Source organism: Pseudomonas sp. B20(2017), assembly GCF_002113125.1.
GTDB lineage: Bacteria > Pseudomonadota > Gammaproteobacteria > Pseudomonadales > Pseudomonadaceae > Aquipseudomonas.
Window position 1 is genome coordinate 122,808 of record NZ_NEJP01000014.1, and the last position, 17,174, is coordinate 139,981.

A 17,174-nucleotide genomic window follows, 5' to 3' on the forward strand; every position below is an offset into this window, starting at 1 on the left:
GGCGAGCCGGGCTCGACGCTGTGAGCGAGGTGCACCATGAGTTTCCAGATCGCACTGAATTTCGAAGACGGGGTCACCCGTTTCATTGAGGCCTCGGGCCACGAAACCGTTGCCGACGCGGCCTACCGCCAGGGCATCAACATCCCGCTGGACTGCCGCGACGGCGCCTGCGGCACTTGCAAGTGTTTCGCCGAGGCCGGGCGTTACGACATGGGCGACAACTTCATCGAAGACGCCCTGAGTGAAGACGAACTGGCCCAGGGTTACGTTCTGACCTGCCAGATGCGCGCCGAAAGCGATTGCGTGGTGCGGGTGCCGGTGGGTTCGCAGGTGTGCAAGACCGAACAGGCGAGTTATCAGGCGTCGATCAGCGATGTTCGTCAGCTTTCCGAAAGCACCATCGCGCTGTCGCTCAAGGGTGAATCCCTGAGCAAACTGGCGTTTCTGCCGGGGCAGTACGTCAATCTGCAAGTGCCGGGCAGCGAGCAATCCCGTGCCTATTCCTTCAGCTCGTTGCAGAAGAACGGCGAGGTCAGTTTCCTTATCCGCAATGTCCCCGGCGGCCTGATGAGCAGCTTTCTCACCGGGCTGGCCAAGGCCGGCGACAGCCTGAATCTGGCCGGGCCGCTGGGCAGTTTTTACCTGCGCGAAATCAAGCGTCCACTGCTGTTGTTGGCCGGCGGCACCGGGCTGGCGCCGTTCACGGCGATGTTGGAGAAAATCGCCGAGCAGGGCAGCGAGCACCCGGTTCACCTGATCTACGGCGTGACCAACGATTTAGATCTGGTGGAACTCGACCGCCTCGAAGCCTTCGCCGCGCGCATCCCGAATTTCAGCTTCGGTGCCTGCGTGGCCAATCCGCAGAGCCAGCACCCGCTCAAGGGCTACGTCACTCAGCACATCGAGCCGCGCCACCTCAACGAAGGCGATGTCGACGTGTACCTGTGCGGTCCGCCGCCGATGGTCGAGGCGGTCAGTCAGTACATCCGCGAGCAGGGCATCACGCCGGCGAACTTTTACTACGAGAAATTCGCGGCGGCCTGAGTCTTCTTTCTGAATTGCGAGGTTGTCATGAACAACAGATTCGCCAACAAGGTCGCGCTGGTCACCGGCGCGGCGCAGGGCATCGGTCGCCGGGTGTGCGAGCGATTGCTGGAGGAGGGCGCGCAGGTCATTGCTGTCGACCGCTCCGAACTGGTTCACGAACTGCAGGGCGAGGGCGTGCTGTCGCTGACCGCCGACCTTGAGCAATACGCCGATTGCGCCCGGGTGATGAACGCTGCCGTCGATGCGTTCGGGCGTCTGGATGTGCTGGTCAACAACGTCGGCGGCACCCTCTGGGCCAAGCCGTTCGAGCACTATGAGGTCGAGCAGATCGAGGCCGAAATGCGCCGTTCGCTGTTCCCGACGCTGTGGTGCTGCCACGCAGCCTTGCCGTACATGCTCAAGCAGGGGCGCGGCGCGATCGTCAATGTGTCGTCGATTGCGACCCGCAGCCTGAACCGCGTTCCCTACGGCGCGGCCAAGGGCGGAGTCAATGCACTGACTGCCTGCCTGGCATTCGAAAATGCCGAGCGCGGAATCCGGGTCAACGCCACCGCGCCCGGCGGCACCGAAGCGCCGCCTCGGCGCATCCCGCGCAACACGGCCGAACAGTCGGCGCAGGAGCATACCTGGTATCAGGAAATCGTCGCGCAAACCCTCGATAGCAGCCTGATGAAACGCTACGGAACCATTGATGAACAGGTCGGCGCGATCCTGTTTCTCGCCTCGGACGACGCCTCCTACATCACCGGCGTGACCCTGCCGGTCGGTGGCGGTGACCTCGGTTGATCACGCATGAATGGACACTCAAATGAACCGGATCCTGATTGAAAACCTGTCGGCGATCATCGTCGACCTGCCGACCATCCGCCCGCACAAACTGGCGATGCACACGATGCAGAACCAGACGCTGGTGATCCTGCGCCTGCGTTGCAGCGACGGTATCGAAGGCGTCGGCGAAGCCACCACCATCGGCGGTCTGGCCTACGGCTACGAAAGCCCGGAAAGCATCAAGGCCAACCTCGACGCGCACCTGGCGCCGGCGCTGATCGGCCTGGACGCGGACAACATCAACGCCGCCATGCAGAAGCTCGACAAGATCGCCAAAGGCAACACCTTCGCCAAGTCCGGCATCGAGAGCGCATTGCTGGATGCCCAAGGCAAACGCCTCGGCCTGCCGGTGAGCGAACTGCTCGGCGGTCGGGTTCGCGACAGCCTCGAAGTGGCCTGGACCCTGGCCAGCGGCGACACTGCCCGCGACATTGCCGAGGCCGAACAAATGCTGGAAGCGCGGCGGCACCGGATCTTCAAATTGAAGATCGGCGCCAACCCGCTGGAGCAGGATCTCAAACACGTCGTGGCGATCAAAAAAGCCCTGGGCGAGCGCGCCAGTGTGCGGGTCGACGTCAACCAGTACTGGGACGAGTCGCAGGCGATTCGTGGCTGTCAGGTGCTCGGCGACAACGGCATCGACCTGATCGAACAGCCGATCTCGCGGGTCAACCGCTCCGGGCAGATTCGCCTGAACCAGCGCAGCCCGGCGCCGATCATGGCCGATGAATCCATTGAAAGCGTCGAGGATGCGTTCGGCCTCGCCGCCGACGGCGCCGCCAGCGTATTCGCCCTGAAGATCGCCAAGAACGGTGGCCCGCGCGCCGTGTTGCGCACCGCGCAAATCGCCGAAGCCGCCGGCATCGCTTTGTATGGCGGCACCATGCTCGAAGGCTCCGTCGGCACCCTGGCCTCGGCCCATGCGTTTCTCACACTCAGGCAATTGACCTGGGACACCGAGCTGTTCGGTCCGCTGTTGCTGACCGAAGACATCGTCACCGAGCGCCCGCAGTACCGCGACTTTCACCTGCACATTCCACGCACCCCGGGTCTGGGTCTGACGCTGGATGAAGAGCGTCTGGCGCGTTTTCGCCGGCACTGATTTCCCAAGGAGAACGCCATGCTGTTCCACGTAAAAATGACCGTGAAATTGCCCGCCGACATGGACCCGGCCGTTGCCACAAGGCTCAAGGCCGACGAGAAGGAACTCGCCCAGCGCCTGCAACGCGAAGGCCAGTGGCGCCACCTCTGGCGCATCGCCGGGCACTACGCCAATTACAGCGTGTTCGACGTGCCCAGCGTCGAGGCGCTGCACGACACCCTGATGCTGCTGCCGCTGTTTCCCTACATGGAGATCGAGATCGACGGCCTCTGCCGCCATCCCTCGTCGATTCACACCGACGACCGCTGAGCCGGACTCGCCCCCACAACAACAAGATGAGGTGAACACCATGACCGTGAAGATTGCCCACACTGCCGAACTGCAGAAGTTTTTCGAAGAAGCCGCCGGTTTTACCAACGATGGCGGCAACTCGCGCTTGAAAACCATCGTCCTGCGGGTGTTGCAGGACACTGCCCGGATCATCGAAGACCTTGAGATCAGCGAAGACGAATTCTGGAAAGCCGTCGATTACCTCAACCGCCTGGGCGGCCGTTCGGAGGCCGGGTTGCTGGTGGCCGGCCTCGGCCTCGAACATTTCCTCGACCTGCTGCAGGACGCCAAGGATGCGCAAATCGGCTTGACCGGCGGCACGCCGCGCACCATCGAAGGCCCGTTATACGTGGCCGGCGCGCCGCTGTACGAAGGTGAATGCCGGATGGACGACGGCAGCGAGGAGGGCGTCGCCACCGTGATGTTTCTTGAAGGCCAGGTGTTCGACCCGCAGGGCCAACCACTCGCCGGCGCCACGGTCGACCTGTGGCACGCCAACACCAAGGGCACGTACTCGTTCTTCGACCAGAGCCAGTCCGAGTACAACTTGCGCCGCCGGATCATCACCGACGCCGAAGGCCGCTACCGAGCCCGCAGCATCGTGCCCTCCGGTTATGGCTGCGACCCGCAAGGCCCGACCCAGGAATGCCTCGACCTGCTCGGCCGCCACGGCCAGCGCCCGGCTCATATTCATTTCTTCATTTCCGCACCGGGACACCGGCACCTTACGACGCAGATCAATCTGTCCGGGGACAAGTATCTGTGGGATGACTTTGCGTATGCGACCCGTGAAGGGTTGGTCGGGGAGGTCGAATTTCTGGAGGATGCAGAAGGGCGTCGTGCTGAATTGAAGTTCGACTTCCAGTTGCAGCAGGCGCCGGATGCGGCGGCGCAGCAACGCAGTCAACGGCCACGGGCGTTGCAGAATGCCTGAGTCAACAGGTCTGATCGGATTGGCGGAACTGCGCAAAAAGTTGCGCAGTTGCCCGTAATAAAATCGCGGTAAAAACCGCTACAGGCCACGCCGATCAAAGCCTCCAGCCAAGTGCGCAAGAAGTTGCACAGTACTGCGCAACTTCTTGCGCACTTTTTTGCTGTTTCCTACAGAAAAAACCGAAAACTTCCCACGTCAATTTCATAAACCTTTGATCGGTAACGACCATGCAATTGCTGGCACGAGTTTTGTTAACTCCTTTGCCACCTGGACAGGCAATCACGCCGTCCGGTCCTGTCTTTTGAGCAAGGAGCACACCCCATGGCAACACCAGCGTACATGTCGGTTACCGGCGAAAAACAAGGCCTGATCACTGCCGGCGCTTTCACCGCCGACTCCGTTGGCAACACCTACCAGGAAGGCCACGAAGACCAGGTCATGGTTCAGGCTTTCACCCACGACGTGATCATCCCGCGTGACCCACAGTCCGGCCAGCCAACCGGTCAGCGCGTGCACAAGCCAGTTGTGATCACCAAGGTCTACGACAAGGCTTCGCCTCTGCTGCAAGCCGCTCTGACCTCCGGCGAGCGCATGAGCGAAATCGTTATCCAGTGGTACCGCACTTCGGCGCAAGGCACCCAAGAGCACTACTACACCACCAAACTGGAAGACGCGATCATCGTCGCCATCAACAACAAAATGCACAACTGCCAGGACCCGGCAAACGCCCACTTCACTCATCTGGAAGAGGTGCATTTCACCTACCGCAAAATCACCTGGACCCACGAAGTCTCCGGTACTTCGGGTTCCGATGACTGGCGTGCTCCGGTCGTTTAATCACGGCTGATGGTTGTACCGCCTCGGCCGTTTTGCCGGTCGAGGCATCTTCACTACTCAAGGATTTTTTTGCCGTCCGATCCTTGGCGATCTGGCGTACATCGCAGCACAGCACGAGGGACAAGGGAATGTTCTCACCGGCCAACCAACCCCATTTCAATCTGACCATTGATGGCGCGGACAGCGATTTCCAGGTGCTGTCGTTCACCGGTCGGGAAACCCTCAACACTCCCTTCGAATTCGAGCTGGAACTGGTCAGCGAAAAAGCTTCGATCAACCTCGAAAGCCTGCTGCACAAATTGGCGTTTCTTCAGCTGTCGCCAAGCGGAACCGGGATCCACGGGCTGATCTACAGCATCGCCCAGGGCGAGGCGGGCAAACGCCTTACCCGCTACAAGATCTCGTTGCGCCCGCAGCTTTCGTACCTTGCGCACCGCTTCAACCAGCGCATCTTTCAGCAGATGACCGTGCAGCAGATCATCAGCCAGGTGCTGGAAGAACACGGCATTCTGGCCAGCGATTACCACTTCCAGCTGAGCGCGATCTATCCCGAGCGGATTTACTGCACGCAGTACGATGAAAGTGACCTGCACTTCGTCCAGCGCCTGTGCGAAGAAGAAGGCATTCACTATCACTTCCAGCACACCGCCAGCGGCCACAAACTGATCTTTGGCGATGACCAGACAGTGTTCCCAAAACTGGCGCCGGTGGCCTATCAGCAGGACTCCGGGCTGGTGGCGGACAAACCGGTGGTCAAGCGTTTCGGCCTGCGCCTGGCCACCCGCACCAGCCGCACCACACGACGCGATTACGACTTCGTCAAACCGAAGATCGAGCTGGAAAGCGACGCCAAAAGCAGCGCCCAGCCGGATCTGGAAGATTACGACTACCCGGGCCGCTTCGTGGACCGCGAGCGTGGCAAGCACCTGGCCAACCGCAACCTCGAACGCCACCGCAGCGACTATCGTCTGGCCGAGGGCAACAGCGACCAGCCGATTCTGGTCACCGGGCATTTTCTGGCCCTGACCGATCACACCAACCCGACGTGGAACGACCTGTGGCTGCTCACTGAAATCTTCCATGAAGGCAAGCAGCCGCAAGTGCTGGAAGAGTCGGTGACCAGCGACACCACCGACGACAAGGACGATTTCCATCAGGGCTATCGCAACCGCTTCAACGCGATCCCGTGGGACGTGCCGTACCGTCCGCCACTGGACCACCCGAAACCCAAAGTCCTCGGTTCGCAAAGCGCCGTGGTCACAGGTCCCGAAGGCGAAGAAATCTTCTGCGACCAGTACGGCCGGGTGAAGGTGCAGTTTTTCTGGGACCGTGAGGGTCAGCACGACGACAAGACCACCTGCTGGATGCGCGTGGCTTCCAGTTGGGCTGCTGAAACCTTTGGTTCGATCAATATTCCGCGGGTCGGCATGGAAGTGCTGATCACCTTCCTCGAAGGCGATCCCGACCAGCCGCTGATCACCGGTTGCCTGTACCACGGCGCCAACCTGCCACCGTACAAACTGCCGGACTTCAAGACCCTCGCCACGGTCAAGAGCAAGGAATACAAGGGCAGTCGCGCCAACGAACTGCGCATCGACGACACCACCAGTGAAATCAGCATTGCGCTGCGCAGTGATCATGGTGCGAGTGCGATCAACCTCGGTTACCTGACCCATCCACGTCCTTCAGGTGGGCAGCCACGCGGCGAAGGTTTTGAGTTAAGAACCGACCGCCACGGCGCCGTGCGTGCCGGAGCCGGTTTGTTGATTACCACCGAGCCGCGCCCGAACGAATCCAAGCACCACAAGGATCTGCCGGAAACCGCCGAACGTCTGGCCACCGCCAGCGATCAGCAAGATAGTTTCGCCACACAGGCCAGGGAGCTTCAGGCTCAAGAGGCCGGCGATCAGGACGACGTGGCCAAGGCCTTGCACGCCCAGCATCAAGGCGTGCTCGGCTCTGGACCGGCAAATCTCACCGCCAACGAATTCCCCGAGTTCACCGAGCCGCATCTGGTGCTCGCCAGTCCTGCCGGCATCGCCCTGACCACTCCGCGTTCCAGCCATATCGCCACCGGCGAACACCTGGCGCTGAGCAGCACCGGTCACACCAGTTTTTCCATCGGCAAACGCCTGCTGGCCAGCGCCAGTCGCGGCATGCGCCTGTTCGTGCAGAGCATGGGCTGGCGCCTGGTGGCGGCGTCCGGCGACATCGACGTCAAGGCGCTCAAGGACAGCATCAACCTGCTGGCCAAACTCAACATCACCGCCAATGCCGACCGCATCACCATCACCGCCAAGACCGAACTGGTGATCCAGGGCGGCGGCAGCGCCACGACCTACAACGCCGGCGGCATCACCCACGCCACCAGCGGCCCGTACACCGCCCACGCGGCGAACTTTGCTTACACCGGTGCCAAGAGTCTCGCGGGCGTGTTCCCGGAACCGCCAAAACCGGGCAAGGGCAATCTGGAGCTGTTCAACCAGTACGCCGGGAGACAGGGCATCAAGGACGGCGATTACGAAGTCATCGATGCCTTGGGCAAAAGCATCAAGGGCAAGCTCGACGCCAAGGGCTTCGCCAGCGTTGCCGGTGCCGCACCGGGCCCGGCGCGGGTGCTGTTCGGCCAGGATCCGGCGGACACCTGGAGCGACGGCAGCTACATCGGCAAACCGCAATGGCCGTTGAGTCCGCCGGGTGCCGAAGACATTCCGAGCCAGGTGCAGGCCATGGTCGCGCAGGCGCTGCCGAGCAAGAACTGGGACATGTTGGAGAAGGGCAAGGAATTGGCACAGACAGGGATGGGTGCAATGCAGACCGCGCAAGGTGCGATGCAAACGGCGCAGCAGGTGAAGGGTGTGGTGCAGGGCGGCGTGGCGGGGCTGCCGAAACTGGCGAGTGCGGCAATGCCGAGTGCGTCGGGGATCCTCGGTGCGGCGAGCAAGGCGGGCAAGCTTCCTGGCCTGCCGGCGCCGACGCTTCCAAAACCTTCTTTGAAAACTCCGCAATTGCTGGCGGGTGAGGTGCTGTCATGACAACTGGGGGCGGTGGTGCGAAACAGCGTGAGCCGCAAGTCGCGGTGGTACCACTCAACACGATCGATATTCAGGATGTCGGACGCGGCGCTGCCAAATTCGATGCCTGGTTGCAGTCCATCAGCGGCGGTGTCGTCACACTTGATCGAGTCAAGAACGTCGCGGGTGCTCTTCCTGTCGTGGGCAACATCATGGCGTTGGTTGATGCCCTCGGAGACATCGTCACCTTGGCCAAAAGCAAACAGCGTCAAGTGCTGGATTGGGTCAGCCTGGGTATCAACCTGATTGGTGTATTGCCTGCGCCGCCGACCATGGCTTCTGCGCGCATGACACTACGCCCGACCCTGGGACTGGTGCGTCAGGAACTGCGTAACAGCGCCAAGATGCTGCTTGGGGACTCTCTGATTGAAGTGTTGATCGGGCATTTGAACGCCACCATCGTCGGCACCATCGATGACTTCGTCAAACAGGCACAACCCAAGCTGGCGGGCATTCTCGACGACGCTGGAAAACTGGGTCAAAGCGCGGTGAACGAGATTGCCAAGGGCCTGGAAACGGTGGTCAACGGCAAGCTTGACGCCAAAGGCGATCTCAACGCGGCAGGTTCAAGGCTCACCGCGGCACGGGGTCAGTTACTGCATGATCCCAAGGCGGCCATCAGCAATATCTTTGGCGCTGCATTCAGCGCCTACAAGGCGGCAGGAAAAGGGGTGGCCAATAGTGCAGCGAAAAATCTGCTGCCGGAAAAAGCCAGGGCCTTGGTACTGGGTAATACATCCATGCTGCGTAATCTGGGTATAGAACTGCGAACCCAGCTGAAAAAACTTGCCGATCCAGGTGTGCAGCACTCTATCGGCTGGTTGTTGCAGATGCTGGCGGGGGCGGTGGTGACCTGGCGCAAACGCAGGTCCCATGGCCAGAGCGCAACGGTCAAACCCGGCGGAACGAGTAAAGCCCAACGCAGGGCCGGGGACGGACAGCTGGAGATGCAGTCAAAGCAGTCAGGCGCGAAAGCCGACGCCAATTGCCGCAAGAACGGTGTGTGTCCCATCACCGCTCATAGCATCAGCTTTGCCATGGGTTCGGAGACTTTCAATCACACCGACTTCAGCCTGCCCGGCCCGTTTCCGGTCACCTGGACTCGCACCTATTACTCACGTCTGGATGCCTACGACAAGGGCGTCTGCGGTGCTCGCTGGATTACCGAGTTCACCACCCGATTTGATCGCGTCGATGACGGATTGGTGTACCACGCTGCCGATGGTCGCAGCCACAACTACCCTCTGCCCAAAGTGGGTGAAGCTCACTACGACCCGATCGAGAGCCTCACGCTGGTACGCGTCGACGAGAACCAATTGGTGCTGTGTAGCGGTGTCGAGCGCAAGGAAACTTATGTGCGTCGAGGTCAGCGCTACCTGCTGAGTGGAATCGTACTGCGCAGCGGTGCGGGAATCATGCTGCACTACGAACATCGCCATAACGATGAAGTCGTGTTGTCGGATCTGATCACCTACCAAGGAGACGTTTCCAAGGTTCATTTGCAACTCGGTACATTGATCGACGATCAGGGGCGCTTGATCGGCCTCTGGGAGATTCGCGATGGTTCCCCTTGGCGTCAGCTGTGTGCCTATGTTTATGACGACGCCGGGGACTTGATACAGGCTCAGGACGAAAATGCGGCGGTGTGGAGCTACCAGTATCAGCATCACCTCATCACCCGATACACCGATCGCACCGGACGCGGTATGAATCTGCAATGGCAGGGACAGGGCGCCGATGCGCGGGCTATACGCGAATGGGCCGATGACGGCAGCTACGATACCCGGCTGGAGTGGGATGAAAATATTCGCCTGACTTACGTCACCGATGCCCATGGCAATGAGACCTGGCACTACTACGACATCCTTGGCTACACCTATCGCATCCGTCATCCCGACGAACGCTCGGAATGGCTGTTTCGCGATGACGCAAAAAACATCGTGCGCCATGTTCATACCGACGGCTGCATCGATCGATTCAGCTATGACGACCGCGGGAACGTGCTCGAACATATCCGGGCCGACGATACGGTCCTGCACTTTGCCTACGACGACCAGGATCAACTGATCAAGATCAGCGACGCGGAGGGTGGTCTGTGGCTTCGCGATTACGATTCACAGGGCAATCTGGTAGAAGCCGTCGACCCATTGGGTAACAAGACCGAATACACCTACACCCCGGCCGGTCTGCTCACGGCCATCAAGGATGCCAACGGCGCCGAGAAGAAACTTGAGTACAACGACGCTGGCCAGTTGACGAAGTACACCGATTGCTCCGGAAAAAGCAGCACCTGGGAATATGACAGTCGAGGGCAGACGATCTGTTTCACCGATGCAGCCGGGCAAAGTACCGAGTACGAATATCAGGCGGGTCAACTGGTACTGATCAAACATCCGGACAAATCCGAAGAGCGATTCACGCGCGATGCCGAAGGTCGATTACTGGTCCACATCGATGGCCTTGGTCGCTGCACCTCCTGGAGTTACACCGCTGCCGGTCTGGTGGCGGAGCGGGTGGACGCTGCCGAGCAGACATTGCGCTATCGCTGGGATCGGCTCGGGCGCTTGTCGGCCCTGGAAAACGAAAATGAACAGCGAGCGCAGTTCGAGTACGACCCGGTAGGGCGGCTGCTTCACGAAACCGGCTTCGACGGTCGGAGCAAGCACTACCAATACGATCCTGATACCGGGCGTCTAGCCTCGACGAGGGATGGGGAGCGCGTTACTGAATTGCGCTTCGATCCGATGAATCGCCTGATCTCTCGTCTTGCAAGACTTGGCGGTGAGTCGCAGGAAGAAACCTTTGCCTACGATGGAAACGGCAACCTGGTGCTCGCCAGCAATGATAAGAGCCGCTTGCAGTGGTTCCATGACCCGGCAGGTAACCTGTTGCGCGAGCATCAGCATTATTCTGTACTGGAAAAACCAACGGTTGCGGTCTGGCAGCACGAATACGATGCGCTGAATCAGCGAGTGGCCACTGTGCGGCCGGATGGACATCGAGTCAGTTGGCTGACCTACGGCAGTGGCCACTTGTTAGGCATGCGGCTGGATGAGCACGACCTGATCGGTTACGAGCGTGATGATCTGCATCGTGAAGTCGCCCGACATCAGGGCAATCGTCTTATCCAGACTCAGAAATGGGACCCTGCCGGTCGCTTGCAGCAACAATTGCTGGGGCAGAGTGATGACAAACGCATCCTGCTCAAGCGCGAGTATCAATATGACGCGGCCGGCCAATTGAATGGTATCCATGACACTCGCCGTGGGCCGATCGGCTATCAATACGACCCGGTAGGTCGCCTGCTCAACGCCACCAGTCGTCTGGGTGTGGAAACCTTCGCGTTCGATCCCGCCGGCAATTTGATGGATGCCAAGGCTGAACTGGTTCGGCGACCGTTGGACCAGTATCCGCCCCGGAGCAAGCTTCTCGACAACTTGTTGCGTGAGTACGCTGGCAGCCATTACGACTATGACGACCGTGGCAACCTGATTCAGCGCTGGCACAACGCAAGTATCAGCCGGATGCGCTGGGACCTGTTCGATCGCCTGGTGCATTTCGATGATGCTCGTCTGGAAATCGACTTCGCCTACGATGCGCTGGGTCGGCGGCTGTACAAGCATTCACGTGCGCACTTCAAGCAACACCCCGAAGCCGGGTCGCAGTGGAACCAGAACGAACTGTTACGTCGGCAAAGAGAACTGGGTTGTGGTTTCACGCTGTATGGCTGGGACGGCGATAACCTGGCCTGGGAAAGCAATCTTTCACAGGCCGACGGGGATCCGGGGCGGACGGTGCACTACATCTATGAGCCCGGCACGTTTGTTCCCGTGGCCCAGGCTTTACGGCACCAATCGATCAACCTGTTTGCCGAGCCTCATTACAGCGATGACTATCGTCTGGCCGATGATCCGTTATGGAGCATTGTGCCCAAAGCACCACCGATCGATGTCTTGAGCTGGTATCAGTGTGACCACTTGGGCACACCACAGGAACTGACCAACCAGAACGGGGAGATCGTCTGGAGTGCACAGTACAAGGCATGGGGTACTGCCATTGAAAAACGTTCGGAGTGGGCACTGCAGCAAGGGCTGGCAAACCCGATCCGTTTCCAGGGGCAATACCACGATCATGAGACAGGGCTGCATTACAACCGGTACCGATATTACGATCCTGACGTTGGCCGTTTCATCAGCAAGGATCCGATCAGTTATGCAGGCGGCCTGAATCTATATGCCTATGCGCCTAACCCGACAGGCTGGGTTGACCCACTGGGTCTTGAGGGCTGTGATCCAAGGCAACAACTGGCCGATCGAAGAAAGGCATTGGGCCTTCCGGTTGCAGGTTCTGCCGAAGACACATCGACACTGGCGATTTTGAAGGTCAACGGCCAGAGTTTCGAGGGTATAAACTCAAGCGCTCAGAACCCCAAAACGCCTATTACACTTGAGCGGGTAAACGCGCAGACCAAAACCCACGCAGAAGCCGAAGCGGTGCAGCATGCGGTCAATGCGGGAATGGCAGGCAAGGCCGAAAGCGCGGAAATGTGGGTGGATCGAGACCCTTGCAAGGCTTGCGGACTTCCGGGAGCCGGGGGGATTCGATCACTGGCTCGAAACCTGGGATGCAATATCACCGTACACTCGCCAAGTGGCAGTCAAACTTACACACCAACGAAGTAGTGATTATGAAGCTGGATAAAATCCTGGAAGATGAAACCCAAGGCAATCGTTCGGTAACTCATGAGGTTTTGGAACCCGATCAAAGGGAATTGCTCTCAGCGCTGAATCGAATGGATGGAAAAACATTCAGTTCAACGATGTTTTTTCTCGATGATGAAAACTTCATGAGCATTGGTGGCGGGGCGCAAAATCGTTATGTGGTTTTTATCGCACTGGATGTGGACCAGAAGCTTTTCACTCTGATCGACCCCGACGCATCCAGCGAGGAAAGTCTTGATGTCGTTGTGGGGGGGCAGTCCGGCAGCTACCCACAGAATCAGTGCGTCGATAAAGAAATCGCCCGACAGGCGCTGATGTATTTTTCTGCGCACGGGACAGCCGATCCAGGTCTGACGTGGGATGTCGAAGGTTAATGAGACTGCATTCGGACCGGCAGGCAGGGTTTCTGTCTGCCCATCGGGTGAAGTTCATCATCGATCTCAAGGGTACGAAGACGTCTGGATGGATGAGTAAGCCGGTCAATGGAGTGACAACATGAAAGACGCAATCCGCCTCGGAGATTCCACCACGCACGGTGGCAAGGTCCTCGAAGCCTTTTCCCGGACCGACCTTAACGGCAAGCCGATTGCCGGGGTTGGTCACAAGGTCAGTTGCCCATTGTGCAAGGGGATTTTCCCGATTGCCGAGGGCAGCAGCGCCTATACCGTCGATGGAGTGCCCATCGCGCTGGACGGCATGAAAACTGCGTGTGGGGCGGCGCTTATTGCCAGCGGCCCGAAGGGCGCGGTGGTCAGCTGAGTCCTGTAGTCAGACAGACCTAAGCTAATGCAAAAAAGATATTTGTCCGGTGTTTTTAATATCGTTTAGTTTTGTTTCATAGACGAATCAAAGCATCAAACCGATAGACCTCCCGATTGCCATGACGGCACACGCTGAATCGATCACAGGCTCTTCAGGTTTGATTCACACGGGAGTGAATCATGCCGCACACCTCAAAGATCACCGCATTACCCATCCTAGACCTGTCCCTGCTCGACGGTACGCCGTCGCAACGCCAGGCCTTTCTCGATGACTTGCGCCATGCCGCCCGCGATGTGGGTTTTTTCTACCTGACCGGCCATGGCATCGACGCCAGCCTGCTCAAACAAGTGCAGAATTACGCGCGCCAGTTCTTCGCCTTGCCCGACAGCGAGAAAACCGCCGTCGGCATGATCAATTCGCCGCACTTTCGTGGCTACAACCGCGCCGCATCCGAGATCACCCGTGGCCAGCCCGATCAGCGTGAGCAATTCGATCTGGGCGCCGAGCGTGAGGTCTTGCCGTTGAACGCCGACAGCCCGTTGTGGGCGCGGCTGCAAGGGCCGAATCAATGGCCCGAGGCGTTGCCGCAACTCAAGCCGCTGCTGCTCGACTGGCAGCAGGCGATGACCCAAATGTCGCTGCGTCTGCTGCGCGCATTCGCTCAGGCACTGTCGCTGCCGGAAGACGCTTTTGACCGGTTGTACGGCGACAAACCCAACGAACACATCAAGCTGATGCGCTATCCGGGGCAAGCCTCGACGGCGAGCAATCAGGGCGTTGGCGCGCACAAGGATTCGGGTTTTCTCAGCTTCCTGTTGCAAGACCGGCAGGCCGGTCTGCAAGTGGAGATCGAAGAGGGGCGCTGGATCGATGCACTGCCTCGAGACAATACGCTGGTGGTGAATATCGGCGAGCTGCTGGAGCTGGCCACCAACGGTTATCTGCGCGCCACGGTGCATCGCGTGGTCTCGCCACCGGTGGGCAGCGAGCGCTTGTCCATCGCGTTTTTCCTCGGCGCGCAACTGGATGCAGTGGTGCCGCTTTATCCCTTGCCGACGGCGTTGCTACGTGAGGCGCGGGGCCCGGCCAGCGATCCGCTCAATCCGTTGTTCCGCGATGTCGGCTGGAATTATCTGAAGGGCCGACTGCGCTCCCATCCCGATGTCGCGCAGCGCTTTTATGCCGATGCGTCGAGTGTCGAAACCCCGTTTCGCCGAACCGCCAACGCCTGACCCACAACTCGTTCAAGGACTTTGCCATGTTGAAAAAAGCAGCTTTGACCCTGGCCGTTTTCGGCGCACTGGTGACTTCGTTCAGTGCTCAGGCACTTGAGCCATTGCGTGTCGCAGCCGATCCTGTGCCCCACGCGCGGATTCTGGCGTACATCCAGAAGCTCGATCCACAGCTCAACCTCAAGGTGATCGAAATCCCGCAAGGCGTGAACTCCAACGAGCTGCTGGTGCACGGCGATGTGGACGCCAACTACTTCCAGCATCTGCCGTACCTGCAATCCCAGGAAAAGGCCCTTGGCGAAAAACTCGCGGTGGCCGCCACGGTGCACATCGAACCGCTGGGGATCTATTCCCATCGCCACAAATCCTTCGCCCAGGTGCCGGACAAAAGCACGGTCGCCGTACCGAACAACGTCACTAACCTGAGCCGCGCGCTGTACCTGTTGCAGGACAACGGCCTGATCAAACTCAAGCCTGGCTTCAATGACCCGGCAGCCGATCAGGCGACGCCCAAGGACATCGCGGAAAACCCGAAACACCTGAAGATCCTCGAAATCGAATCGCCGCAACTACCCCGCGCGCTGGACGACGTGGACCTGGCGGTGATCAACGGCAACTACGCGCTGGAAGCCGGGCTGGTGCCGGCCAAGGATGCGCTCGGTCTGGAGAAGGCCGAACACAACCCGTACGCCAACATTCTGGTGACCACGCCGAAACTGGAAAACGATCCGCGCATCCAGCAACTGGCCAAAGACCTGACTTCGCCGCAAGTCGCCAAGTACATCGCCGAGAACTTCAAGGGTTCGGTGATCCCGGTGGCGGATGCCAAGCCATGATCGTCGTCGAGCAGTTGAGCAAGACCTATCCGTCAGCGTCGGCTCCGGCGCTGGATCAGGTGTCGCTGAGCATTCCCGATGGCGCGATCTACGGGATTCTCGGGCGCAGCGGCGCGGGTAAATCGACGCTGCTGCGTTGCCTCAATCTGCTCGAACGCCCGGATGCCGGGCGGATTCTGCTGGACGGCGAAGAGCTCACGGCGTTGTCCGATAGCGAACTGCGCCGCCAGCGTCAGCGCATCGGCATGATCTTTCAGGGCTTCAACCTGCTGCATTCGCGCAACGTGTTCGACAACGTCGCGGTGCCGCTGGAAATCGCCAAGGTCGCCAAACCGCAGCGCCACGAACGGGTTCGGGAACTGCTGGACCTGGTGGGCCTCAGCGACAAGGCCGAAGCCTTTCCATCGCAACTGTCCGGCGGGCAGAAGCAGCGGGTGGGCATTGCGCGTGCCTTGGCGGCACGGCCGGCGTACCTGCTGTCGGACGAAGCCACCAGCGCCCTCGACCCGGAAACCACCGCATCGATTCTGGAGCTGTTGCGTGACATCAACCGCCAGCTCGGTTTGACCATCGTCCTGATCACCCACGAGCTGGACGTGGTCAAGTCGATCTGCGATCACGCCGCGTCCATGGCCAATGGAAAACTGGTGGAGGCGGAGCCGGTCGCTCGATTGCTCGCCGATCCGCAGTCCGCCCTCGGCGCTTCACTGCGACCCAATTGCGGCTTGCCGCTGGGGCACGACGCGCCCGGTTTGAGCTTTCTGCGGCAATACGGCGTACGGGCGGCCCACTCATGAACCGCGTGATCGACTGGAATGAAATCCTGCAACTGGTGCTCAACGCCACCGGCGAAACCCTGTACATGGTGCTGCTTGCCGGGCTGTTCACGCTGCTGATCGGTTTGCCGCTGGGGGTGTTGCTGTTCATCAGCCGTCGTCAGGGGCTGTACCCGCTGCCGAGGCTTAATCAGGCGCTGGGCGCGGTGATCAATCTGGGGCGTTCGCTGCCGTTCGTGGTGATGCTTATTGCCCTGATCCCGCTGACCCGGCTGGTGCTTGGCACCACCCTGGGCAGCACCGCCGCCGTGGTGCCGATCACCATCGGCGCCTTTCCTTTTTTTGCGCGGATCGTCGAGAACGCCCTGGATGAAGTAGAGAAGGGCCGGATCGAAGCGATCCTGGCCATGGGCGGTGATATCCGCCACGTGATTTTCAAAGTGTTGTTGCCCGAAGCGCTGCCGGCCTTGCTGGCGGGCATCACCCTGACGCTGGTGATGCTGATCGGTTTTTCTTCCATGGCCGGGGTCATCGGCGGTGGCGGGCTGGGCGATCTGGCGATCCGCTACGGTTATCAACGGTTCAACAATGAAGTGATGGTCGCCACCGTCGTGGTGTTGGTCATCCTCGTCCAGGGCGTGCAAAGCCTGGGCGATCGACTGGTGCGTTCGCTGGCTCATCGACGTTAAGGAATT

General features: G+C 59.9%; 14 protein-coding genes. All 14 read left to right on the plus strand.

Features of this window, described 5'->3' with window-relative positions:
- The first annotated feature begins 36 nt into the window (after nucleotides 1-36).
- The 14 genes from benC (at nucleotide 37) to CAF63_RS20680 (ending at nucleotide 17,168) form a co-directional block, all read left to right on the plus strand.
- Entirely contained in the window at nucleotides 37-1,044 is a 1,008-nt protein-coding gene (gene benC, locus CAF63_RS20615; protein ID WP_085688273.1) for a benzoate 1,2-dioxygenase electron transfer component BenC, read from the plus strand.
- A gap of 27 nt (nucleotides 1,045-1,071) precedes the next feature.
- Nucleotides 1,072-1,833: a 1,6-dihydroxycyclohexa-2,4-diene-1-carboxylate dehydrogenase gene (locus CAF63_RS20620; protein ID WP_085688275.1), complete on the plus strand. Its 762-nt coding sequence runs from the start codon at nucleotides 1,072-1,074 to the stop codon at nucleotides 1,831-1,833.
- Between the two features lie 22 nt (nucleotides 1,834-1,855).
- Nucleotides 1,856-2,977 carry a muconate cycloisomerase family protein gene (locus tag CAF63_RS20625; RefSeq protein WP_085688277.1) on the plus strand — a complete coding sequence of 374 codons (1,122 nt, stop codon included), beginning with the start codon at nucleotides 1,856-1,858 and terminating at the stop codon, nucleotides 2,975-2,977.
- An 18-nt stretch (nucleotides 2,978-2,995) separates the two neighbouring features.
- Nucleotides 2,996-3,286 (plus strand): muconolactone Delta-isomerase, encoded by a 291-nt coding sequence (gene catC, locus CAF63_RS20630; protein ID WP_085688279.1) that lies wholly within the window; start codon nucleotides 2,996-2,998, stop codon nucleotides 3,284-3,286.
- 40 nt (nucleotides 3,287-3,326) lie between these two features.
- A complete protein-coding gene (gene catA / locus CAF63_RS20635) occupies nucleotides 3,327-4,241 on the plus strand; it encodes a catechol 1,2-dioxygenase (protein ID WP_085688281.1) in 915 nt (304 codons plus the stop codon).
- Nucleotides 4,242-4,562: 321 nt separating this feature from the next.
- Nucleotides 4,563-5,078, plus strand: coding sequence for an Hcp family type VI secretion system effector (locus tag CAF63_RS20640; protein WP_011333753.1), 516 nt, complete (start codon nucleotides 4,563-4,565; stop codon nucleotides 5,076-5,078).
- A gap of 128 nt (nucleotides 5,079-5,206) precedes the next feature.
- Nucleotides 5,207-8,113: a type VI secretion system tip protein VgrG gene (locus CAF63_RS20645; protein WP_085688283.1), complete on the plus strand. Its 2,907-nt coding sequence runs from the start codon at nucleotides 5,207-5,209 to the stop codon at nucleotides 8,111-8,113.
- Nucleotides 8,110-12,834, plus strand: coding sequence for an RHS repeat-associated core domain-containing protein (locus CAF63_RS20650; protein WP_085688285.1), 4,725 nt, complete (start codon nucleotides 8,110-8,112; stop codon nucleotides 12,832-12,834). The genes CAF63_RS20645 and CAF63_RS20650 overlap by 4 nt, the downstream gene beginning before the upstream one ends.
- Before the next feature lie 5 nt (nucleotides 12,835-12,839).
- Nucleotides 12,840-13,247, plus strand: a complete 408-nt coding sequence (locus CAF63_RS20655; RefSeq protein WP_085688287.1) for an Imm1 family immunity protein — start codon at nucleotides 12,840-12,842, stop codon at nucleotides 13,245-13,247.
- A 121-nt stretch (nucleotides 13,248-13,368) separates the two neighbouring features.
- Nucleotides 13,369-13,632, plus strand: coding sequence for a PAAR domain-containing protein (locus CAF63_RS20660; protein WP_085688289.1), 264 nt, complete (start codon nucleotides 13,369-13,371; stop codon nucleotides 13,630-13,632).
- 182 nt (nucleotides 13,633-13,814) lie between these two features.
- The gene (locus CAF63_RS20665; protein WP_085688291.1) at nucleotides 13,815-14,867 is read left to right on the plus strand and encodes an isopenicillin N synthase family oxygenase; all 1,053 of its coding nucleotides are present in this window, start codon (nucleotides 13,815-13,817) and stop codon (nucleotides 14,865-14,867) included.
- Nucleotides 14,868-14,893: 26 nt separating this feature from the next.
- Nucleotides 14,894-15,703, plus strand: coding sequence for a MetQ/NlpA family ABC transporter substrate-binding protein (locus tag CAF63_RS20670; protein ID WP_085688293.1), 810 nt, complete (start codon nucleotides 14,894-14,896; stop codon nucleotides 15,701-15,703).
- The gene (locus CAF63_RS20675) at nucleotides 15,700-16,500 is read left to right on the plus strand and encodes a methionine ABC transporter ATP-binding protein (protein WP_085688295.1); all 801 of its coding nucleotides are present in this window, start codon (nucleotides 15,700-15,702) and stop codon (nucleotides 16,498-16,500) included. The genes CAF63_RS20670 and CAF63_RS20675 overlap by 4 nt, the downstream gene beginning before the upstream one ends.
- Nucleotides 16,497-17,168, plus strand: a complete 672-nt coding sequence (locus CAF63_RS20680) for a methionine ABC transporter permease (protein WP_085688297.1) — start codon at nucleotides 16,497-16,499, stop codon at nucleotides 17,166-17,168. Before CAF63_RS20675 ends, CAF63_RS20680 begins: the two co-directional genes overlap by 4 nt.
- The last annotated feature ends 6 nt before the right edge of the window (nucleotides 17,169-17,174 follow it).